This is a genomic window from Caballeronia zhejiangensis, from assembly GCF_000698575.1.
Taxonomy (GTDB): Bacteria; Pseudomonadota; Gammaproteobacteria; order Burkholderiales; family Burkholderiaceae; genus Caballeronia; species Caballeronia zhejiangensis.
Window position 1 is genome coordinate 102702 of sequence record NZ_JFHD01000010.1, and the last position, 22007, is coordinate 124708.

Consider the following 22007-nt stretch of genomic DNA (forward strand, 5'->3'; position numbering starts at 1 on the left):
TCAGAACTCGACGCCGCGTTGCGCTTTCACGCCTTGCTCGCGATACGGATGCTTCACGAGCCGCATTTCCGTGACGAGATCGGCAAGTTCGATCAACGCATCGGGCGCGTGGCGACCGGTCACGACGACATGCAGCATCGCGGGCCGCGCCTTCAGCACGTCGAGCACTTCATCGAGCGGCAGATACTCGTACTTGAGCACGGTGTTGAGTTCGTCGAGCACGACCATCTGATATTCGCCGCTCTCGATCATGCGGCGCGCTTCGTTCCAGCCCTTGCGCGCGGTGGCCATGTCGGCTTCGCGATTCTGCGTGTTCCAGGTGTAGCCATCTCCCATGGTGACGAAATCGCAATGCGCGATTGCGCCGAGGAAATCGCGCTCCGATGTATGCAGCGCGCCCTTGATGAACTGCACGACGCCGAGCTTCATGCCGTGTCCGAGCACGCGCACCGCCATGCCGAACGCGGCCGTTGTCTTGCCCTTGCCGTTGCCGGTATTCACGATCAAAAGGCCTTTCTCGTGATCGGCGGCGGCCTGCTTTTTCTCGTGGCCTTCCTTGCGGCGCTGGGTCATGCGCAGATGCGATTTGGTATCGGTTTTCACGGGAGCTCCAGAGAAAGACGGCCGTATCGTACAACAGGCGGCGGCTTAATTCTGCGCTAACAGACGGCAGGCATCATGCAATCAACGTAATCACCGACTCGAGGAGCAAGCAAATGGACGCGCTCTATCTCTATCTGGAACTCGTCGCGCTTGGCGTTCTCGTCTGGCTTTGCCGCGACAAGTTCAAACCGGTCGTGGCGAAGCCGCTCGCCGAAACGCCGCGTCCGCGCACGACCGCAAGACCGGTATTCATGTTCCGTTCGCGCGGGGCGCATGCATCGCTGCGATCGCGACGGTTACGCCACAATCGATCGTCTTTGGCACGATGAGCGTTCGCGCGTTGCCCGCGAGCAGCGCGCAAGGCTCGCATACGCCATCGACGTTCATATGCGCCATTGCATGATGCGATATCGCCGTGCGCGGCGCTTGCGCGATTTCATCGGCGCCGTAGAAGCGCAATGTCAGACGATGACGCTCGCAGAACGCGAGCAGTCCCGCCTCGTGCCGTTTCGCGTCGATGCTCGCGATGATGGCGATGTCGCCGAACGCAAGCGTGCCCAAAGCGCCGCGCACGGCGTGCTCGATTGCGTCGGCGCTCGCGCCCCGCCTGCAGCCGATCCCCACGGCAAGACGCGTGACAGCGGGCTGATTCATGTGAGCGATGACGGATTCCATGTGCGCCGACCTTACCACCTTTCTTGACGCTCGCGCCCGCCGGGCCTAGACTTTCACGCAGTTTTGGTGCTCGCGCGCGGATTCTCTCGTGCGCAGTTAAACGGGAAGCAGGGCGCGTTCCTTTCGATTCGTCGAACGCACGTCAACCTGCGCTGCCCCCGCAACGGTAAGCGATTCACCGCGCACGGCATTTTCATCGCGTGTACGGGAAGCCGGCTTCGAGGCCACTGCGCGTGAGAAACGCGCGGGAAGGCGAAGCGGCGTCGTCGTCAGCCCGGATACCGGCCAGACTTTGAGCGGGGCTTGCTGTCGCGGGGATGCGGCGCGGCCCATGATCCATAAAAGCGTGCGTTTCCCTTTCATCCAGCCGCGTTGCCAGGCATCGCGCGACATGAAGCGCATGCAACCGAAGCCACGGAGCGACGATGCAAACCCGCAAGATTCCCGTCACGGTCGTGACCGGCTTTCTCGGCAGCGGCAAGACCACACTGATGCGGCATATCCTCTCCAATGCGCAAGGCAAGCGCATCGCGGTGATCATCAACGAGTTCGGCGAGCTCGGCATCGACGGGGAGATCTTGAAGGGTTGCGGCATCGGTTGCGAGGATGAAGCCGGCTCGAAAGACCGCAATCTGTACGAGCTCGCGAACGGTTGTCTCTGCTGCACCGTGCAGGAAGAGTTCTATCCGGTCATGGAACAACTCGTCGAGCGGCGCGAGAGCATCGATCACGTGCTGATCGAAACGTCCGGTCTCGCTTTGCCGAAGCCGCTCGTGCAGGCGTTCAACTGGCCGTCGATCAAGAACGCATTCACCGTCGATGCCGTCGTGACCGTGGTCGATGGACCCGCTGCCGCGAGCGGTCAGTTCGCGGCGAATCCCGTCGCCGTCGATGCGCAACGCAAGGCCGATCCCAATCTCGATCACGAATCGCCGCTGCATGAACTGTTCGAGGACCAGCTTTCGTCTGCCGATCTCGTCATCGTCAACAAGACCGATCTCATGGATGATGAAGCGCTGCGAAAGGTCGAAGCGCTCGTGCGGCCCGAGATTCCGCCCGAAGTGAAGATCGTGCCCGCGCAGATGGGCAGGCTCGATGTGCATACATTGCTCGGTCTCGAATCGGCATCGGAAGAGACGATTCATTTGCGGCACGATCATCACGGTTCGCCCGATGAAGCAGGCCACGCCGATCATCATCATGACGAGTTCGATTCGGTCGTCGTGCATGGCAACGTCGAATCGCGCGAGCAGGCGCTGGCCGCGCTGCATGCGCTCGTCGAGCAGCACACGATCTATCGCGTGAAGGGTTTCGCTGCGTTGCCGGGCGCGGCGATGCGGCTCGTCGTGCAAGGCGTCGGACGACGCTTCGACAGTTACTTCGACCGCCGCTGGGAAGCGGGCGAAGCGAAGACCCAAAGCCGCTTCGTGCTGATCGGCGAAGACCTCGAACGCGCGACGCTGCAACGCGCGTTCGACGCCGCGCTCGCGAGCGCGCCCGTGCAGGCGTAACCGCGATGCATCTGCTCCGCACGACGCCGGGAGGCTTCGTCGACGACGCGCAGGGCGTCATGCGTATCGATCAGACGAGCGCGCCGATCGTCGTGCTCAGCTCCGCCGATACGACGCTCGCGTTGCTCGCGAGCGCGTTTCCGCGTCTCGAGCCGGGCTTTCCCGACGTGCGGCTCGCGAATCAATCGTTTCTGCGTCAGCCCGCATCGGTCGATTTCTATGTCGACGATGTATTGCGTCACGCGAAGGTCGTGATCGTCGATCATCTCGGCGGCGAATCGTACTGGCCGTACGGCATCGAGCGGCTCGTCGCGCTCGCGAAAGAGCGCAAGCAGATGCTCGCAATGTTTTCGGGCGATCTCACCGAGGACCCGAATCTTATCGGCAAGAGCACGGCCGATGCAGCGTTTTGCCGCGAGCTGTCGCGCTATCTGCGCGAAGGCGGCGCGCGCAATGCCGAGGAGTTTCTACGCGCGATCGCGCATCGCGCGTTCGGCTTCGGGCGCGAGCCGCAGCCGCCGAGTCCGCTGCCCGCCGTCGCGATCTATCATCCCGAGCGCGATATCGCGGTCATCGACGACTGGCAGGCGCGCTGGACCGAAGGCGCGGGCGTCGCCGCGATCCTGTTTTACCGCGCGCATTTGCAATCGGGCAATACGGCCGTGTTCGATGCGCTCATCGAAGCGCTCGAAAAAGAAGGCATGAATCCGTTGCCGATCGCGATTTCGTCGCTCAAGGAAAGCGTGAGCCGCGAAGTGGTCGAGCGTTTGTGCGCGCAGCATCGCGCATCGCTCGTATTGAACACGACGGCTTTTGCGGCGAGCGTGATCGGCGAGGACGAAGCGTTCGAAGTCGCGGGCGATGCGCCCGTGCTGCAAGTCATCCTGAGCGGCGGCAATCGCGATGACTGGCAGAAGGACAATCACGGCCTGAATTCGCGCGACGTCGCCATGCATGTCGCGCTTCCCGAAGTCGATGGCCGCATCATCACGCGCGCCGTGAGTTTCAAGGGGCTCGCATATCACTGCAAGCATACGCAGGTGGATGTCGTGCGCTATCAGGCCGACGCGGAGCGCGTGCGCTTCGTCGCCGAACTGAGCCGGCGGTGGACCAAGCTGCGTCATACGCCGAACGCGCAGAAGCGCATCGCGCTCGTGCTGGCGAACTACCCGGCGAGCGAAGGGCGCATCGGCAATGGCGTGGGACTCGATACGCCTGCATCCGCGATCAACATTCTGTCGATGCTCGCGCGAGAAGGCTATCGCGTCGGCACGATGCCGCCGAACGGCGATGCGCTCATCGCCGCGTTGACGGAAGGCGTGACCAACGATCCCGTCGTCCGCGATATGCGCCCTGCGTTGCAGAGTCTTTCGCTCGATGACTATCTCGACGCGTATCGCACACTGCCCGCCGATGCGCGCGCCGCGCTCGAAAAAACCTGGGGCGCACCCGAAGACGACCCGACGATCAGACGCGGCCGTTTCATGATCGCGGGCTATCGCTGCGGGGAAGTGTTCATCGGCATTCAGCCCTCGCGTTCGCGGCAGCGCAACGATTACGCGAGCTATCACGATGCCGAACTCGTGCCGCCGCATTCCTATCTCGCGTTCTACTTCTGGCTGCGTCTGCGCTTTCAGGCGGATGCGCTCGTGCATGTCGGCAAGCACGGCAATCTCGAATGGCTGCCGGGAAAGAGCGTCGCGTTGTCGTCATCGTGCTGGCCGGATGCGATTCTCGGACCGATGCCGCATCTCTATCCGTTCATCGTCAACGATCCGGGCGAAGGCAGTCAGGCGAAGCGCCGCGCGCAGGCCGTGATCATCGATCATCTTATGCCGCCGCTCACGCGCGCCGAGAACTATGGGCCATTGCAGGATCTCGAGCGTCAGGTCGACGAATACTACGAAGCGTTGATGGTCGATGTGCGCCGCGCCAAGCTGCTGCGCAAGACGATTCTCGCGAACATCGTCGAGAACCGGCTGCACGAGGAACTCGGGCTGGATGCGCCACGCGATACCGTGGGTGAAGACGCGTTGCTCACGCGCGCCGATGCCTATCTCTGCGAACTGAAGGAAGCGCAGATTCGCGACGGCCTGCATGTATTCGGTGTCTCGCCGCAAGGCGTGCAACGACGCGACACGCTGCTCGCGCTCGGCCGCTTTCCGATCGGCGACGGCCAGGGCGCGAACGCGAGCCTGATCGTCGCGATCGCACGGGATCTGCAATTGCCCGATATCTTCGATCCGCTCGATGCGGATTGGGCCGCGCCGTGGACCGGCCCGCGTCCGCAAGCACTTGCCGATGTGAGTGAAGCGCCGTGGCGTCATCAAGGCGATACGCGCGAGCGCCTCGAATCGTTAGCGATGCAACTATTGTCCGATGCTGACGCAGCCGCGCCCGGACCGCGTGCATCGCTCGTGCTCGAACGTCTGCGTGGCGATGTGCTCGCGCGGCTCGATGCGTGCGGCCCGCAAGAGCTGACGCAACTGAAGCGAGGTCTCGAAGGCCGTTTCGTGCCGCCGGGTCCGAGCGGCTCGCCTTCGCGCGGCAGACCGGACGTGCTGCCCACCGGCCGCAACTTCTATTCCGTCGATACGCGCGCATTGCCGACGCAAGCCGCATGGTCGCTCGGCGTAAAGTCGGCGAACGCATTGGTCGAACGCCATGTGCAGGATCACGGCGATTTTCCGCGGGCAATCGGCTTGTCGGTGTGGGGCACGGCGACGATGCGGACCGGCGGCGACGATATCGCGCAGGCGTTCGCGTTGATCGGCGTGCGGCCCAAGTGGGCGGCGGGCAGTCATCGCGTGACCGACTTCGAGATTCTGCCGATCTCGATCTTCAACCGGCCGCGCATCGACGTGACATTGCGCGTATCGGGCTTCTTCCGCGATGCGTTCGCGAATCTCATTCATCTCTTCGATGCGGCGGTGCAGGCCGTCGCCGAATTGGACGACGAGCCCGCCGATGTCAACCCGATCCGCGCGCGCATCCTTCGTGAGCGCGACGAGCTGATCGCGCGCGGCATCGAGACGAAGGACGCGCGGCGTCGAGCGGGCTGGCGCGTGTTCAGCACGAAGCCGGGCGCATACGGCGCGGGTCTGCAGGAACTGATCGACGCAAAGCAATGGCAGACCGATGCGGATCTTTCCGCCGCGTATCAAAGCGCGGGCGGCTACGCGTATTCGCAATCGGGCGACGGCGTCGAAGCACGCGCGAGCTTCGGCGCGCGGCTATCGACGCTCGATGTCGTCGTGCAGAACCAGGACAATCGCGAACACGATCTGCTCGATTCGAACGACTATCACCAGTTCCAGGGCGGCATGGTCGCGGCCGTGCGCTATCTGTCGGGCGTGCAGCCGCAGACGTATAACGCCGATCACAGCAATCCCGCTGCGCCGCGCGTTCGCACGCTGAACGAAGAGATTGCGCGCGTGGTGCGTTCACGCGTGGTCAATCCGAAGTGGATCGATGGCGTGAAGCGGCACGGTTACAAGGGCGCGTCCGAACTCGCGGCGACCGTCGATTACCTGTTCGGCTACGACGCCACCGCGCGCGTCGTGTCGGATCATCAGTACGCGCTGGTCACCGATGCCTATGTGAACGATGCCGACACGCGCGAGTTCATTGCGCAGCACAATCCGCACGCCTTGCAATCGATCTGCGAGCGTCTGCTCGAAGCGATGCAACGCGGTCTGTGGCAGCAACCCGCTGGCTATCGCGAGCAGGTCGAACGGCATCTGCTCGATGTCGAACAGCACATCGAAGGCCGACATTCTTGAACGAATCCATCACATCTGCCGTGTTTCCTTTTTCGGCGCTCGTCGCACAGGCGCCCTTGCAGCAGGCGCTTTTGCTCGCGGCCGTCGATCCTTCGATCGGCGGCGTGCTCGTGAGCGGGCCGCGCGGCACGGCGAAATCCACCGCGACGCGCGCACTCGCGGAGTTGCTGCCCGAAGGGAAGCTCGTGACCTTGCCGCTCGGCGCGAGCGAGGAACAGTTGATCGGCACGCTCGACATCCAAAGCGCATTGCGCGACGGCGGTGTGAAGTTTTCTCCGGGCCTGCTTGCGAAGGCGCATCGGGGCGTGCTGTATGTCGATGAAGTGAATCTCCTGCCGAATCCGCTCGTCGATCAGTTGCTCGATGTTGCGGCGAGCGGCGTGAACATCGTCGAGCGCGATGGCATTTCGCATCGGCACGACGCGCGCTTCGTGCTGATCGGCACGATGAATCCGGAAGAGGGCGAGTTGCGGCCGCAATTGCTCGATCGTTTCGGTCTTGCCGTGGAGATGAACAATTGCTTCGATGCGCTCGTGCGGCAACGTATCGTCAAGGCGCGTCTTGCATTCGATGCCGATCCTGATGCGTTTCGCGCGCGGCATCGCGACGAGCAGGCTTCGCTGGAATCGCGCATTCACGCGGCGCGCGCGGCATTGTCGTCATTCGATTTCGATGATGCGGTTCATGCGCGCGTGAGCGAGCTTTGCATCGAGGCGCATGTCGACGGCTTGCGTGCGGACATCGTCATGCTGCGCGCGGCGCGAGCGCTGGCTGCGTTGGAGGAAGCAGCGGGCGTGAACGTCACGCACGTCGAACGCGTCGCCGATGCGGTGCTTAAGCATCGGCGAAGAGAAGGGGAAGCGCCTTCACGCGAACCGGCAGGCCGCGAGTCGACGTCGCCCGATGCAGGCTCGAACCAAGCGGATTGGGGCTACATGCCGCCGGAGCCGACGGGAACCGCGAAGGTCAAGCAAGTGAGGCCGCTCGCCGCAAAAAAAGCCTGAACCATCGAAGGCGCGACGCGAATGCCTTCGACACAAGGCATCGTCTTCGATGGAACGAAGCGTTCGCGAAAGGCCGCAGCGCGACGCGCGAGGGCGAAGTCAGCGCGTCGATCGACTGGATGGCGACATTGCGCGCAAAGCGTTCCGCGCGTTTTGCTACGGAGCATTTGCGATATCGGCGCACGCAGGGCGACGGTGCGGTGCTGCATTGTTTTCTGCTCGATTGCTCCGGCTCGATGCTCGCCGGCGAGCGCCTTGCGCGCGCGAAGGGCATGCTCGTCGCGCTGTTCGATCGCGCTTATCGTGAGCGGGCGGAGATTGCGCTGATATGTTTCGGCGGTGCACGCGCGAAAGTGCGTCGTCAGCCGGGCGCGGCGCACTGGTTCAATGAGCGGTGGGTCGCGCCGATCGGCGGCGGTGGCGGCACGCCTCTCGCGCTTGGGCTGGCGAGCGCGGGAACGGTGCTTGAAAAAGCGGCTCGGCGCAGACCAGCGCAACGGCGCTGCTTGTGGGTGCTCACCGACGGGCGAACGAACGAGCAACCGCAAGCACCTCACGCAGCGGATGAGATCGTCGTCGTCGATTTCGAGGAAGGCGCGATTCGGGTCGGGCGCGGCGAGGCGCTCGCGCGCGAGTGGAGCGCGAGATATGTGCTTGCGGATGCGCTGATAAGAATCTCGGATTGTTGAGCAATCGATTCGAATATTGCCGACTGCCACGGTGATTGTCCGAATTTTGCGCGATCAGGCTTGCAGCGATTCAGCGAGCTATATCGACTTTATAATCGCCTGCATATTTCGGAGTTGTTTGGCTATGAATAATTAGGATAACAAATGTACAGACCAAGCTTTGCGGCCGCGTGGTCGGCATCCATGGAAATCTTCGATCCATCGAATCCGAGGGGAAGGTCGCGACGGTGATTGGTGGGAAGGTAGCCGCCAACATCAACGAGGTGGGTGCGGAAGCGAGGTGGAAGAACACGTGCGCGGTTCGCATGAGCTATATCTTGAATCACTCGGGCGTGACCATTCCAGCCATCGATGGGAAGGCGGTTTCAGGCGCTGATCGTCGACGCTACTTCTTTCGCGTGGTGGACCTCATCGAATTTCTCAAACAGCGTTGGGGCAAGCCGGAAACGATTGAATATCCGCCCTCGGGAGGCGGCAGGCTCGCAGGCAAAAAAGGTGTGATTCTCTTTGAAACGTCGGGATGGCGAGACGCACAAGGCCATGCCACCTTGTACAACGGTATCGTTTGCTACGACAGTTGTTACTTCAACGAACCTGGGGTTCGATACAGGACCGACCAGGCGCATTTTTGGAGCCTGTCATGAAGCGATGGACCAGCCTGGTGATTCTCGCGCTGGCGTGCGCTACGGCAAGCGGACAGACCATTCCCCCCAACGAAAACTCGCCGGAAGCGCCATCGCGTACCTACGCCCAGAATTACAAGGACATGGTCTTGGCCATATGCGTCGCCACAGCGTACAAAGGCAGTAACGACGCAGCCGTCGATGCCGGAAGTAGCGCGAGCGCACTGAGAGACTGGACTTATTACGACCTCGATAAAAGTCCCGCGGAAGTGGAGGCGCTAGTGCGCAAGTATCTACGGCGCGATTACTATAATCCGCTTGTCGAGGCCGAAGCGAAGGGAGCGGACATTCGCTTCGATTTTCTCAAGTGCCTCGACCTGTACCACAGCAAGGAATTGGAGCGGCTGGTCAAACGACGGGTAGCGCACCCTGACTGGACGGTACGTTCGCGTTCAAAAGCGGGCAAGCATTGACTCTCGACGCATCCTCAGTCATACCACCGCGGCGTATAAACCCAATCCCCGACGACACGCGTCATCGATGATCCGACGATGACCATCGTCCTCATGTCGACGAGCTCGCTCTTCAGTTCACCGAGCTCAATGACGCGCAAAGCCTCCGCCGGACGTCCGATATCTCTTCCCAGCACGACCGGCGTGTCCGAGTCCCGATATCGCTTCACGACGTCGATCGCACGATCGAACTGCCACGGCCGCGCCTTCGACAGCGGGTTATAGAAAGCCATCACAAGATCCGCTTCGCCTGCATGCGCGATGCGCTTCTCGATCACGCTCCACGGCTTCAAGTTATCCGACAACGACAACACGCAGAAGTCATGGCCGAGCGGCGCACCCGCGCGCGCGGCCGTCGCGAGCGAGGCCGACACGCCCGGCACGATCTGAAGCTTCACCGCATTCCATTCGGGATGCGTGGCGCGTCCTTCGTCGAGTGCTTCGAGCACCGCTGCGGCCATCGCGAACACGCCGGGATCGCCCGATGACACCACGATCACGCGTCGGCCTTCACTCGCGAGTTCGAACGCGTGTCGCGCGCGCTGCAGTTCCTCGCGATTGTCGGTGATGTGCACGCGCTGGTCGTCGCGAAACGGTCCCGCCATACGCACATACGTCTCGTAACCGAGCACGTCTTGTGCGTCGTGAAGCGCGCTTCTTGCGGCGGGCGTCATCAGTTCCGCCTTGCCGGGACCAAGGCCGATCACCGTCAGCGTGCCGCGCGCATGGCCGATCGATCCCGCATCGATCGGCGTATCGCTGACGTGCAGCGCAACGCCTCGCGCATCGTTGCGAGCGAATGGCGGGGCATCGCAGAAGCGCAACGGCACATCGAGCGCACGCGCCGCATCTTCGAGCGGACGCGAAGCCATGTAGCGAGCGGGCGCGGTCAACGCCGCGAGCGCAAGCGGTGCGAGACCACGTTCGTTCAAGGCAGCTCGCACGCGTTCGGCGACGTCATCGTCGTGTGAAATATCTTCGATCCACGCAAGCACGCAACGCGGATGAATCACGAGGCTGTTTTCATCGCGCGTGGCAAGCGGCGTGATGCGAACGGCAAGACGCGCATCGTCGTTGCGAGGCAGCGCGGCATCGTCGAGCCAGGGCGCGTGGCCTTCGATGCGCGTCGTCGCGCCCGCCAGCAGGTCGGACACGAAACGCTTGCCTTGCTCGATATCCGCAAGTGCATAACCTTCGGGCGGCGCCAGCAGACATTTCCCGAAGCGCAATTCGCCGCTCGTCGTGATCGCGGGTGCGACTTGCAAGGCGTCGCCGATCTCGCGCGCAAGCACATTCACGCCGCTCATGCCGCCCAGCAGCGGCACGATGGCGCTGCCATCCTGCGCGATGGCGAGCACGGGCGGTTCGTTGCCTTTGTCGGCGAGACAGGATGCAAGCGCGCGAATCACGATGCCCGCGGAACACAGCGCGACGATCGCCGCGCCCGACGCATACAGACCACGCACGTGCGCGCCGAAGTCGTCATACGCGATGTCCGCGCTCACGCGGCTCGCCAGTCCATGCACGCGCGATTGCGGAAAGCGCGCCTGAATGCGACGCGCGGTATCGAGCGCGCCCGCGCCGAGCACGACGATCGCCATCGGCATGGAAGCCTTCATGCGCGCCATTTTTTCCCCGGCACGACGAGCAGCGAGAAATACGGCGATGCCATCGGATCGACTTCATCGAGCGGCACGATGCGCTGGTTGGCCATCGTCGCGCGCTCGACATACAACGCGCGATCGTCGAGGCCGAGTTCGCCCAGCACGCGCCGCACTTTCTCGAAGTTGCGGCCGAGCTTCATGATGACGGCCGCATCGGCTCCTTCGAGACGGCGCTTCAGATCGTCTTCAGGCAGCACGCCCGACAGCACCGACAGACTCTGATTGCGATACACGAGCGGCACGCCGAGCACGGCCACGCCGCCGAGCATCGAGCACACGCCCGGCACGACCTCTGCATCGAAGCGTGCTGCGAGACGATCGTGCAGATACATGTACGAGCCGTAGAAAAACGGATCGCCCTCGCAGATCACGGCGACATCGCGGCCGGATTCGAGATGACCGGATATCGTGAGCGCGGCTTCGTCGTAGAACGCGCTGATGATCGTCTCGTAGCAGAGCGGCGGTTCGAGCGCTTCGGTCGTCACCGGATAGACGAGCGGCAGGCGCATCTGCGTATCGTCGAGATGCGATTCGATGATGCCGAACGCATTACCCTTCTTGCCCTTTGCGACGAAATACGCGACCACCGGCGCGGCCTTCAAAAGCCGCAGCGCCTTCACGGTGATCAGCTCCGGATCGCCCGGGCCGACGCCTAATCCAAAGAGACGTCCACGCATCATTCGGCCTCCGAAGCAAGTGCGTTCACTGCGGCCGCTGCCATCGCGCTGCCCCCGCGCCGGCCGAGCAGCGCGACGAAGGGCACGCCGCGGCTATCGGCGGCGAGCATCGCTTTCGATTCCGCCGCGCCGATGAAACCGACCGGAAAGCCGAGAATGAGCGCGGGCTTCGGCGCGCCGGCATCGATCATGTCGAGCAGATGGAAGAGCGCGGTCGGCGCGTTGCCTATCGCGACGATCGCGCCTTCGAGTTGCGCACGCCATAGTTCGAGCGCGGCGGCCGAGCGCGTGTTGCGCATCGCGCGGGCGCGCTCGGGAATCGAGGGATCGCTCAAGGTGCAGATCACGCGGTTGTCGGCGGGCAAGCGCGCGCGCGTGATGCCCTCGGCGACCATGCGCGCATCGCACAGGATCGGCGCGCCCGCTGCAAGCGCCTTTCTTCCGATGCTGCCCGCGCCGGGCGAGAAGCGCAGATCGCTCACGATATCCACCATGCCGCACGCATGGATCAGTCGCACGGCGAGCTTCTCCAGATCGGCGGGAATGGCGGCGAGGTCGGCTTCGGCGCGGATCGTCGCAAAGGACTGACGATAAATCTCCGCGCCGTCGCGGATGTAGTCAAGCATCGGCATGGCTCCGGGCGAGCCGTTCGGCCGCCTCTTCGATGGTCAGATTGCGCGCGACGGCTCGTGCGTCGCGATGTAAGTCGTATCGTCCGGGCGCGACTGCGTAGAGCGTGACCGGAACCGGATGCGCCGCCGCGCACGAACGCTCGCAGCCGCTCAGATGCACCTGCGTCTCGTCATCCGAAGGCAGGAGCGCGGCGAGCCGGTGAGCATCGGCTTTGGTATCGGCACGGCTCTTTGCGCAGCCTTCCGAACCCGCGCACGCGATGAGGCGCGCGAGCGGTTCGTGCGCGCCGGTTGCAAGGCCGAGCGCGTGCAGCCCTTGCAGCACGTCATGCGCTGAATGCGCCGCGAGGCCGGGAATCAGCACGCTTTGCCACGGCGTCATCGTCAGGCGGCTTGCGCCGTGTGCGTCGGCGAGATTGGCGAGCGCTTCGAGCTTCGTCGCATCGAGACGGCCCAGCGGCGTTTGCGCACCCGCGTACCACGTCGCGCGATGCGGCTCCTCGTGCGCGCCGAGACGCAGCGATGCATCGGCGGGTGCGCGTGTCCATGTCGCGATATCGGCGTCGAAACGTAAGGCGTCGAGAAAGCGCGCAACGCCGATACGCGCAAGCAGATCGCGCATGCGATGTTCTTCAGGCGTCGCCAGCGCGAGAAAGCTGCGCAACACGTTCAGGACGAACATCACGAGATCGTCGCGCGAGATCGCGCCGAGCGCCGGATCGCGCATCGTTCCGGCGAGGCCGAATGCGAAGCGCGCGCCATCCTCGATGGCGGAAAGCCAAACATCGTGCGGATGATCGAGCATCGCGAGGCGCTCGCCGGCGTCGAGCTGGAGCGCGAATTTCGGCGACAGCGCATGCAGCGACGCATCGGCCTGCATCGCATCGACGATCCGCGCGGCGAGCGCGCGCGTGCCGTCGTCCGCAAGCGGGCTCAGCATTACGTTGCGGATGTCGTCTGCGCCCGCCGTCGACGGGCCGAGGCCCGCGTCGAGGGCGATGTCGACGAGCGCGGCGTGGGCATCGTCGCGAATGCCGCGCAGTTGCAGATTCGCGCGATTGGTCACTTCGATCACGCCCGAGCCGTACTCGCGAGCCGCGCGCGCGACGGCCCGCGCCGCCCGCGTGCTCAACACGCCGCCCGCGAGACGCAGACGCGCAAGGCCGCCATCGCGCGCGGGCACGATGCGCATCAGGCCCGGGCATGCGGAAGCACGCGGCGTTGCGTTGAGCGATGAGCGGTCGAAAGAATTCAAAAGCGTGACCCGTTGGGCTTCGCGCGTGATGAGCGAACCGGTACACCCCGCCCGGTCGGCGTCGCGCGAATGCGTTGGGTCGGCAGGTCTCTTGGCTGGCAGGTCGACATTCGCGCCGGCCTTCCCGGTAAAAACCAGTGGCAGTGGAGCGCGGACTCGCTGCGTACAATTGCGGGGGCAGCCACAGTTTTGCTGTGTTCCCTTTTAAGCCCTCGGTCTCACGACCCCGGGCGCCGACGGACCTGTATTATGCCCGCTTTTATCGACCCTCCGAGCGCTTCCGGCATGTATCCGGGAACGCGATCGGAATCGCTGCAAGGAGACCGCGCATGTCGAACTGGCTGACCGTGGTGGGCATCGGCGAAGACGGCTGGCACGGACTTTCCCGCGCCGCGCGTCGCGCGCTTCTCGACGCCCAGTCGATTCACGGCGGCGAACGTCATCTCGCGTTGCTGCCGGATCGCATCGCCGCGCGCCGCATGCCGTGGCCGAAACCCTTCTCGCTCGATGCCGTGCTCGCCGAACGCGGCGACGGCAAGACGCGCATCTGCGTGCTCGCGAGCGGCGATCCGATGTGCTTCGGCGTCGGCGCGACGCTCGCGCGCGAAGTCGCCAACGGCGAAATGCGCGTCATTCCCGCGCCGTCGTCGCTGTCGCTCGCGGCGGCGCGCCTGTGCTGGGCGCTCCAAGACGCCGTCTGCGTATCGCTCGTCGGGCGGCCGGCGGCGTCGCTGCTCGCGAATCTGCATCGCGGCGTGCGCCTCATCGTGCTGAGCGCGGACGGCACGACGCCCGCCGCCGTCGCCACGCTTCTGACCGCGCATGGTTTCGGCGCGAGCCGCATGACCGTCTTCGAGCATCTCGGCGGCAGCGACGAACGCCGCATCGACGAGCGTGCCGACGACTGGCGCGAGCCCGTCGTTGCCGCGCTCAATCTCATCGCGATCGAGTGCCGGACGCACGCCGGCCACGCCGGGCCGCCGCTCACGCCCGGTCTCGCCGACGACGCCTACCGCCACGACGGCCAGTTGACGAAGCGCGACGTGCGCGCCGTGACGCTCGCGCGCCTCGCGCCGCAGCCCGGCGAACTGCTGTGGGACGTCGGCGCGGGCTGCGGCTCGATCGGCATCGAATGGATGCGCGCGCACGGCGCGTGTCGGGCGATCGCGATCGAAGCGAACGAGAGCCGTCAGCGTCTCATCGAATACAACCGCGATGCGCTCGGCGTGCCCGCGCTGCAACTCGTCAGAGGCGAAGCGCCCGCCGCGCTCGACGGCCTTCCCGCGCCGGACGCGGTGTTCATCGGCGGTGGATTGACGGTGCCGGGCCTGCTCGATGCGTGCTGGGCGCGTCTGCGTCAGGGGGGGCGGCTCGTCGCCAATGCGGTGACGCTGCAAAGCGAGGCGGCGCTCGTCGAATGGCGCGCGCGGCACGGCGGCGAGCTGACGCGCATCGGCGTCGCGCAGGCGGAACCGCTCGGCAGCTTCGATACGTGGCGTCAGGCGCTGCCGATCACCATCCTGCACGCGAGCAAACCGTGATGCGTCATGCGTGAAGAGACACCGGAGAAAGCCGCGCCGCTGCGCAGCGGCTACACGACAGGAAGCTGCGCGAACGCGACGAGTCTCGCGGCCGCGCGCCTCTTGCTGCTCGGCGAGACGAGCGAGCGCGCGGAGATCGTCCTGCCGAAGGGCCAGCGCGTGACGATGATGCTTTCGTTCTGCCGCCGTTTACCCGATGAAAGCGCCGCCGCCGAAGCCGGCGTCATCAAGGATGCGGGCGACGATCCCGACGTCACGCACGGTGCGCTCGTGTTCGCGCGCGTGCGACTGTCGGAGGAACCGGGCGTGCGTTTTCATGCGGGCGCGGGCGTCGGCACGGTGACGCGCGCGGGCCTCGCGCTCGCCGTCGGCGAACCGGCGATCAATCCGATGCCGCGCAAGATGATGACCGAGCATCTCGACGCGCTCGCAAAAAGCGTCGGCTATCGCGGCGGTTTCGACGTGACCATCGGCGTGGAGAACGGCGAAGCGCTCGCGCAGAAGACGATGAATCCGCGCCTCGGCATCGTCGGCGGATTGTCGATACTCGGCACGACCGGCATCGTCAGACCGTTTTCGTGCTCGGCGTACATCGCGTCGATTCATCAGGGCATCGATGTGGCGCGGGCGAACGGGTATCGGCATATCGCCGCGTGCACCGGCAACCAGAGCGAGGACGCGATGCGCGCGCGCTACGGCCTGCCCGACATCGCATTGATCGAAATGGGCGATTTCGTGGGCGCGGTGCTCAAGCATTTGCGCCGCGCGAGCGTCGACAAGCTGAGCCTGTGCGGCGGCTTCGGCAAGCTGTCCAAGCTCGCGGCGGGGCATATGGATCTGCACAGCCGCAGTTCGAGCATCGACTTGCCGCTGCTCGCCGTCTGGGCCGCCGATGCGGGCGCGAACGCCGAACTGCTGGCGTCGATGCGCGCGGCCAACACGAGTCAGGAAGCGCTCAAGCTCGCACGCGCCGAAGGCATCGCGCTCGGCGATATCGTCTGCCGACGCGCGCGCGATGTCGCGCTCGACGTGCTGCCGCCAGGCATCGAAGTCGAGACCTTCGCGATCGACCGGCAGGGCAATATCGTCGGGAGCGCGGCATGACGCGCGTGCTGCTGCTCGGCGGCACCGGCGATGCGCTCGCGATCGCGCGTGCGCTTCCTACGACGCACGTCTACAGTCTCGCGGGCCTCGGGCGCGTGCCGGGCGATCTGGCGTGCACGGTGCGCGTCGGCGGTTTCGGCGGCATCGACGGGCTCGTGCGATATCTGCGCGACGAGCACATCACGCTCGTCGTCGATGCGACGCATCCCTATGCCGCGCAGATGAGCCGCCACGCGTTCGATGCCTGCGCGCTCGCCGACGTGCCGCTCTGGGCGGTGCGCCGTCCCGCATGGCAGCCGCAGGCGGGCGACGACTGGCGCGAGGCGTCGGACTGGCGCGAGATCGTCGAATGCATCGCGCCGTTTCATCGGCCGCTTTTCACGCTCGGGCGCGAGGCGCTCGCGCATCTGCACGACATTCCCGCGTCGCAGCACTGGACGATTCGCTGTCTCGACGCGCATCCGGGCAACGCGCGCGCGAGCATTGTCGATGCGCGCGGTCCGTTCGATCTCGCCGGCGAGCGCGCCTTGTTCGACGCGGCGCGTATCGATGTCGTCGTCAGCAAGAACAGCGGCGGGCGGGCGACCGAGGCGAAGCTCGCGGTCGCGCGGGAACGCGGTATCGCCGTCGTCATGCTCACGCGGCCCGCGCTTCCCGACGCCGACCGTATTTTCGACGACGCCGCCAGCGCCCGCGACGCGCTTCAACACTGGCTCACCAGACCATGACCGTTTATTTCATCGGCGCCGGACCGGGCGATCCCGAACTCATCACAGTAAAGGGGCAGCGGCTGATCCGCGCATGTCCCGTGATTCTCTACGCCGGCTCGCTCGTGCCGACGCAAGTCCTCGACGGACATCGCGCGCTGAAATGCATCGACACGGCCGAGCTCGATCTCGACGCGATCGTCGCGCTCCTGCAGGAAGCGCACGCGAACGGGCACGACGTGGCGCGCGTGCATTCGGGCGATCCGTCGCTGTACGGCGCGATCGGCGAGCAGATTCGCCGGCTCGACGCGCTCGCGATTCCCTACGAAGTGGTGCCGGGTGTCACGGCGACGGCGGCATCGGCGGCGGCGCTGAAGCGCGAACTGACGCTGCCCGGCATCTCGCAGACCGTGATCTTCACGCGCTACGCGACGAAGACGTCGATGCCCGAAGGCGAGAGCCTCGCCGATCTCGCGCGTCATCGCGCGACGCTCGCGATTCATCTGGGCGTGCGGCATATCGAGCGCATCGTCGCGGAGCTCGTGCCGCATTACGGCGCGGACTGTCCCGTCGCGGTCGTGTTTCGCGCGAGCTGGCCGGACGAGACGTGCGTCGAAGGGACGCTCGCGAACATCGCGCCGAAAGTGCGCGAGGCGGGCATGGAACGCACGGCGATGATTCTCGTCGGACGCGTGCTGGCCGCCGACGGCTTCGCGGAGTCCACGCTCTACGCGAAGGATCGATGACGCGATGCGCGACCTCGACGCCGTCTTCGATGCGCTCGCGAAATCGGCATTCCGGCGCCGTTTCGCGCTCGGCGTGCGTGAGGGGAAAGTTTTAAGGGAGAAGGGCGTCGACACGGTCGTCGCGCAGGCGCATGAGCTGATCGGCAAGCGGCTTGCGCCGCAAGCGCCGCTGAACGACGGCAAGCAGACACCGTTTCGCGGGCATCCTGTCTTCATCGCGCAGCACGCGACGGCGACGTGCTGCCGCTCGTGTCTCGCGAAATGGCACGGCATCGCGGCGGGAAAAGCGCTCGACGACGCCGAGCGCCAACATGTCGTCGATGCCATCGAACGCTGGCTGCGCGCGCAACCGCTGCCGGCGGCGTCGAACCAGCCCGCGCCCGACAATCCGCAGCGCGAACTGCCTTTCTGACGCGCTCTAACGCGACGGATCGGCGCCCGCGGCTTCGAGACGCGCGCGCCGCACCGCCACGAAAATCAGCAACGCGAAAACCAGCGGTCCTACACCTACGCCGCAGTCCTTGGCCAACTGATTTCCCAACTGCGGATAGATCCACGCGAAAAACAGGATCGCGGGCTCGCCGCGCAGCCATCCGTCGCGCAGCGCGCGCGCGGCGATGAGTGCCAGCGGGATGCCGAGCCACACGCCGTCGTAGTTATAGATGTAGGGGCTGATCATGAACGTCGCGGCGACGAGCGCCGTCGCGCGAACTTCCAGTCCTTTCGCATTGCGCCATACCCACGCGACGGCGCAGATCGCCACGGTCGCCTGACACGCCTGCGCGACATAGGCGGGACCGGTCGCGACGTGCGCCATGCGCAGGCTCGCGAAGAGGCTCGCCATCTGGAACCAAGGAAGACTGCCGCTCGCGGTGAAACCGTTGGCATCGTGCAGTCCGTGCAGAAAGACCGGCAGGATGTCGAGGCCGAAGACGGCGACCGAAACCGTGGTGAACAGGATCGTCGTCAGCGCGGCGGCGATGAAGGTCGTCCACATGCCCGCGCACGCCAGCGCGAGCGGAAACAGGATGGCCAGATGCGGCTTGATCGAAAGCAGGCCGATGAAGACGCCCGCGAGCATCGGCCGTTTTGGCATCGAGAGAAATGCGGCGAGCGCGAGACTCGCGGTGAGCGCGGCATTCTGTCCCTGGGCCGCGTTGAGCCAGATGCCGGGAAACGCGACGATCCACATGATCATGTCGGGGATCGGCAGCGCGCGGCGGGCCAGCAGCACGAAGACGACCGACGAAATCGAAGCGAACAGCGCGTAGGCAAGCGGCGCCGACAGGAAGCCGAACGGCTGCACCAGCAGCAGAAAGTTCGGCGGATAGAACCACGGCCCCGGCAGGATGATGTGCGGCCCCAGTTGCTGCGCGACGTGCTTGATCGCGTCCGCCGAATAGGCGTCGAGCGGATGCCCCGCGAGCGCGAGGCGCGCAGCCGACCAGAACGTCAGAAAGTCCCAGCCGGCCGGATGACCTTTCTCCGCCACGGCACTGCGCACGGCGAGAACGAGCCCGTAACACTGGAGCACGACGAGGATCGTCGCGCAATAAGCGCTCACGCGCGAGCCGTTGAGCCAGCGCCGACCGGGCGCGCGTTCGATGGAAGCGGGTTGGGTGCTCATCCGTCCGATATCGGCCGGATGGCGCCGAAACTTTAGCGAACGTCCGCCCGCGCGCGTTACTCGCGAACGCGTCCCTTGGCGCGCCGCGCGAGCATGTTCAGGCCCTCGACCAGCGCCGAGAACGCCATCGCCGCATAGATGTAGCCCTTCGGCACGTGTGTTCCGAAGCCTTCGGCGATCAGCGTCATCCCGATCACGAGCAGGAAGCCGAGCGCGAGCATGACGATCGTCGGATTGCGCTCGATGAAGCGCGACAGCGGACCGGCCGCGAACAGCATCACGGTGACGGCGGCGATCACCGCGACGAACATGATCGGAATGTGCTCGGTCATGCCGACCGCCGTCACGATGCTGTCGATGGAAAACACGAGATCGAGCAGCAGGATCTGGCCGATCGCCGACAGCGGCGTCAGGCTCTTGCCCGACGCGGGGCCGGCGTGTTCGTCGGCGTCGTGCGTGACGTGATGGCGGATTTCCGTCGTCGCTTTCCAGACGAGAAACACGCCGCCCGCGATAAGAATCAGGTCGCGCCAGGAAAAGCCGTGCCCGAACGCTTCGAAGATCGGCGTGGTGAGGCGGACGATCAGCGCGACCGTGCCGAGCAGGCCGAGCCGCATCACGAGCGCGAGCGCGATGCCGATGCGCTGCGTGCGTTCGCGGTGCGCCGCGGGCAGCTTGTTGGTCAGGATCGAAATGAAGATCAGGTTGTCGATGCCGAGCACGACTTCCATGACGACGAGCGTCGCGAGTGCGGCCCAGGCGGCGGGATCGGCGAGAAGGGCAACGAGATAGTCCATGGTTCGGGAGCGTTCGAGATGAGGGCGAGATATTAGCCTGTTCGGCGGGAAAAATGAAATGAACTTGAAAGCTTGCGCCTGATCGAAACCAGCCGGTGACAATCCCCGACGCGAGATGTTGTTCAAACCGACAAATATCGGATTTGAAACGCTTATTTGCATCTGTTCGCGTGATGCACTGCCGCAAATACGGGTAAACTCCAATGCTTTCGCGCCGCGTGTTCGCGGCCGTGTTTAACTGTCGCCGCAAGGACACTGAGCAAGCCGCATGCAGCAAAAATCAAAACGTCTCGTCGAGCTGGACTTCTTCCGGGGACTGGTACTGCTGATCATCGTCGTCGATCATATCGGCGGCAGCATGGTGTCGCGTTTCACGCTGCATGCCTTCGCGCTCAATGACGCCGCCGAAGTCTTCGTGTTCCTCGGCGGCTTCGCCACGGCGACGGCCTACGCGTCGCTCGCGGAGCGCCGCTCCGAAAGCGCGGCGCGCAGGCGCTTCGTGAAACGCGCGTTCGAGCTTTATCGCGCGTTTCTCGTCACGGCGGCGCTGATGCTCGTCGCATCGTTCCTGCTGCGGCCCTTTTTTGGCCACGCGCCGAATCTCGCGCTGCATGACCTGGACACGCTGATGTCGCAGCCGGTTTCCTCGATCGCGGAAATTCTCACATTCGAGCGCCAGCCTTATCTCTCGGCCGTCCTGCCGATGTACGCGCTCTTCGCACTCGCCGTGCCGCTCATGCTGCCGCTCGCGCGCAGCAAGCCTTGGCTGCTGCTCGGTCTAAGCCTCGCGTTGTGGGCGTTCGCGGCGCAGATCGGCGAATTCATGCCGTCCGTCGACGACAATCTGTGGGACTTCAATCCCGCCGCCTGGCAGTTGATGTTCGTGCTCGGCGTGCTGGCGCGCTGCCAGCCGATCTATCAACGCGTGAGCGCGAACCGCTTCGGCTGGATCGTGAGCGCGGGCGCCGTGGCGCTGATCGCCGGCATGGCGTATTACAAGCTGCTCGTGCTGCCGCCGGTGCTGGACAGCGCCTTCAAGCGCGACCTTGCTGGTCCGCGCGTCGTGAATTTCCTCGCCATCGCGTGGATCGCGGCGAATCTGGCGCGCTACGGCGTCGTCAAGGCGGTGGCGACGCGCCTGCCGTGGGTCGGCGCATTGGGACGCGCGGGCATGGTGTCATTCGTGGCGGGAACGGTGATTTCGCTCGTCGTCGATTCGATCCTGTTCACGTTGACCGATGGCCTCATCAACGTGCCTGCCGGACTCGCCGCCGACGCCATCGCGATCGGCGCGCTGCTTGCCGTGCCGCATGTGCATCAGCGGATCTCGAACTGGCTCGGCACCCGTCAGCCGGTCCCGGCGACGGCCGCCGCCGCACCCGCGACGGTCGCCGCAGCCGACAATCGGGGGCGCGGCATACGGTGATCTCTTCGAAGCGGGCAGTCGAACTGCCCGCTTTTTTATCGCGCTTTCATTGCAACTAACGGTCTGATTTTGCCGCCGACTTCGATAAGCACCGCCCGCGAAGAACCGAGGCACAGGTCTTGCAAGCAGTCACCGAATACAACACAAAAATCGGACCTGCCATGCTCAAGCTCGCCATTCTGTTCGCGATCATTTCTGTCGTCGCCGGATTCTTCGGCTTTACGCGCGTATCGTCGGGTGCGGCGGGCATCGCGAAGATCTGCTTCTTCATCTTCCTGATTCTGTTCGTCATATTCCTCGTCGTCGCGATTTCGGCGGGCTCGCTCGTGCTGTAGCGCGGGAAAGCGCCGGGCGCCGTACCGCGTGGTTCCTCGCATCGACCCGCGTGCGGCGACGGTGTTACATTGCCCCGAGAAGACGTTCACGCGACCG

21 protein-coding genes and 2 riboswitches are annotated in these 22007 nt (G+C 64.8%); of the genes, 13 read left to right on the plus strand and 8 right to left on the minus strand.

Annotation, left to right across the window (positions count from 1 at the left end; translation table 11 throughout):
- Both cobO and BG60_RS15425 read right to left on the minus strand, forming a co-directional pair.
- Positions 1-603, minus strand: coding sequence for a cob(I)yrinic acid a,c-diamide adenosyltransferase (gene cobO / locus BG60_RS15420; RefSeq protein ID WP_008353100.1), 603 nt, complete (start codon positions 601-603; stop codon positions 1-3).
- A 249-nt stretch (positions 604-852) separates the two neighbouring features.
- Positions 853-1278: a cobalamin biosynthesis protein gene (locus BG60_RS15425; RefSeq protein ID WP_008353104.1), complete on the minus strand. Its 426-nt coding sequence runs from the start codon at positions 1276-1278 to the stop codon at positions 853-855.
- 46 nt (positions 1279-1324) lie between these two features.
- Positions 1325-1582, plus strand: a riboswitch (cobalamin riboswitch).
- Positions 1583-1703: 121 nt separating this feature from the next.
- On the opposite strand from BG60_RS15425, the gene cobW reads away from it, so the two are divergent.
- The 6 genes from cobW (at position 1704) to BG60_RS15460 (ending at position 9360) form a co-directional block, all read left to right on the plus strand.
- Positions 1704-2789: a cobalamin biosynthesis protein CobW gene (cobW, locus tag BG60_RS15435; RefSeq protein WP_008353105.1), complete on the plus strand. Its 1086-nt coding sequence runs from the start codon at positions 1704-1706 to the stop codon at positions 2787-2789.
- Positions 2790-2794: 5 nt separating this feature from the next.
- Complete coding sequence (gene cobN / locus BG60_RS15440; protein ID WP_008353106.1) at positions 2795-6571, plus strand: cobaltochelatase subunit CobN; 3777 nt, start codon at positions 2795-2797, stop codon at positions 6569-6571.
- The gene (locus BG60_RS15445) at positions 6568-7575 is read left to right on the plus strand and encodes a magnesium chelatase ATPase subunit I (RefSeq protein WP_008353107.1); all 1008 of its coding nucleotides are present in this window, start codon (positions 6568-6570) and stop codon (positions 7573-7575) included. Before cobN ends, BG60_RS15445 begins: the two co-directional genes overlap by 4 nt.
- Before the next feature lie 119 nt (positions 7576-7694).
- The gene (locus BG60_RS15450) at positions 7695-8264 is read left to right on the plus strand and encodes a vWA domain-containing protein (RefSeq protein ID WP_008353109.1); all 570 of its coding nucleotides are present in this window, start codon (positions 7695-7697) and stop codon (positions 8262-8264) included.
- A gap of 170 nt (positions 8265-8434) precedes the next feature.
- Complete coding sequence (locus BG60_RS15455; protein ID WP_008353111.1) at positions 8435-8908, plus strand: type VI secretion system amidase effector protein Tae4; 474 nt, start codon at positions 8435-8437, stop codon at positions 8906-8908.
- Positions 8905-9360: a type VI secretion system amidase immunity protein Tai4 gene (locus tag BG60_RS15460; protein ID WP_008353114.1), complete on the plus strand. Its 456-nt coding sequence runs from the start codon at positions 8905-8907 to the stop codon at positions 9358-9360. The genes BG60_RS15455 and BG60_RS15460 overlap by 4 nt, the downstream gene beginning before the upstream one ends.
- 14 nt (positions 9361-9374) lie before the next feature.
- On the opposite strand, the gene cobJ is transcribed toward BG60_RS15460, so the two are convergent.
- The 4 genes from cobJ to cobG are packed head-to-tail and all read right to left on the minus strand — an operon-like array spanning position 9375 to position 13627.
- Entirely contained in the window at positions 9375-11027 is a 1653-nt protein-coding gene (gene cobJ / locus BG60_RS15465) for a precorrin-3B C(17)-methyltransferase (protein ID WP_008353115.1), read from the minus strand.
- Positions 11015-11743 (minus strand): precorrin-2 C(20)-methyltransferase, encoded by a 729-nt coding sequence (locus BG60_RS15470; RefSeq protein ID WP_033537056.1) that lies wholly within the window; start codon positions 11741-11743, stop codon positions 11015-11017. Before BG60_RS15470 ends, cobJ begins: the two co-directional genes overlap by 13 nt.
- A complete protein-coding gene (locus BG60_RS15475) occupies positions 11740-12366 on the minus strand; it encodes a precorrin-8X methylmutase (protein WP_008353117.1) in 627 nt (208 codons plus the stop codon). Before BG60_RS15475 ends, BG60_RS15470 begins: the two co-directional genes overlap by 4 nt.
- Positions 12359-13627 (minus strand): precorrin-3B synthase, encoded by a 1269-nt coding sequence (cobG, locus tag BG60_RS15480; RefSeq protein ID WP_034471943.1) that lies wholly within the window; start codon positions 13625-13627, stop codon positions 12359-12361. The genes BG60_RS15475 and cobG overlap by 8 nt, the downstream gene beginning before the upstream one ends.
- Positions 13628-13691: 64 nt before the next feature.
- Positions 13692-13880: riboswitch (cobalamin riboswitch) on the minus strand.
- Positions 13881-13956: 76 nt separating this feature from the next.
- Here cobG and BG60_RS15485 point away from each other — a divergent pair.
- Genes BG60_RS15485 through BG60_RS15505 form a run of 5 tightly spaced genes read left to right on the plus strand, consistent with a single transcriptional unit; the run spans position 13957 to position 18137 of the window.
- Positions 13957-15168 carry a bifunctional cobalt-precorrin-7 (C(5))-methyltransferase/cobalt-precorrin-6B (C(15))-methyltransferase gene (locus tag BG60_RS15485; protein ID WP_034471945.1) on the plus strand — a complete coding sequence of 404 codons (1212 nt, stop codon included), beginning with the start codon at positions 13957-13959 and terminating at the stop codon, positions 15166-15168.
- Between the two features lie 6 nt (positions 15169-15174).
- On the plus strand, positions 15175-16272 hold the full coding sequence (locus BG60_RS15490) for a cobalt-precorrin-5B (C(1))-methyltransferase (RefSeq protein ID WP_008353120.1): 1098 nt from the start codon (positions 15175-15177) through the stop codon (positions 16270-16272).
- Positions 16269-17000, plus strand: coding sequence for a cobalt-precorrin-6A reductase (locus BG60_RS15495; RefSeq protein ID WP_008353121.1), 732 nt, complete (start codon positions 16269-16271; stop codon positions 16998-17000). The genes BG60_RS15490 and BG60_RS15495 overlap by 4 nt, the downstream gene beginning before the upstream one ends.
- Positions 16997-17725, plus strand: a complete 729-nt coding sequence (gene cobM / locus BG60_RS15500; RefSeq protein WP_008353122.1) for a precorrin-4 C(11)-methyltransferase — start codon at positions 16997-16999, stop codon at positions 17723-17725. The genes BG60_RS15495 and cobM overlap by 4 nt, the downstream gene beginning before the upstream one ends.
- Before the next feature lie 4 nt (positions 17726-17729).
- Complete coding sequence (locus BG60_RS15505) at positions 17730-18137, plus strand: DUF4186 domain-containing protein (protein ID WP_008353123.1); 408 nt, start codon at positions 17730-17732, stop codon at positions 18135-18137.
- Between the two features lie 6 nt (positions 18138-18143).
- Here BG60_RS15505 and BG60_RS15510 read toward each other — a convergent pair whose 3' ends face one another.
- Both BG60_RS15510 and BG60_RS15515 read right to left on the minus strand, forming a co-directional pair.
- On the minus strand, positions 18144-19352 hold the full coding sequence (locus BG60_RS15510; protein ID WP_008353125.1) for a glycosyltransferase family 87 protein: 1209 nt from the start codon (positions 19350-19352) through the stop codon (positions 18144-18146).
- Between the two features lie 56 nt (positions 19353-19408).
- Entirely contained in the window at positions 19409-20149 is a 741-nt protein-coding gene (locus BG60_RS15515) for a TerC family protein (RefSeq protein WP_008353127.1), read from the minus strand.
- A gap of 268 nt (positions 20150-20417) precedes the next feature.
- On the opposite strand from BG60_RS15515, the gene BG60_RS15520 reads away from it, so the two are divergent.
- On the plus strand, positions 20418-21575 hold the full coding sequence (locus tag BG60_RS15520; RefSeq protein WP_008353129.1) for an OpgC domain-containing protein: 1158 nt from the start codon (positions 20418-20420) through the stop codon (positions 21573-21575).
- A gap of 161 nt (positions 21576-21736) precedes the next feature.
- Entirely contained in the window at positions 21737-21910 is a 174-nt protein-coding gene (locus BG60_RS15525) for a DUF1328 domain-containing protein (protein WP_008353131.1), read from the plus strand.
- The last annotated feature ends 97 nt before the right edge of the window (positions 21911-22007 follow it).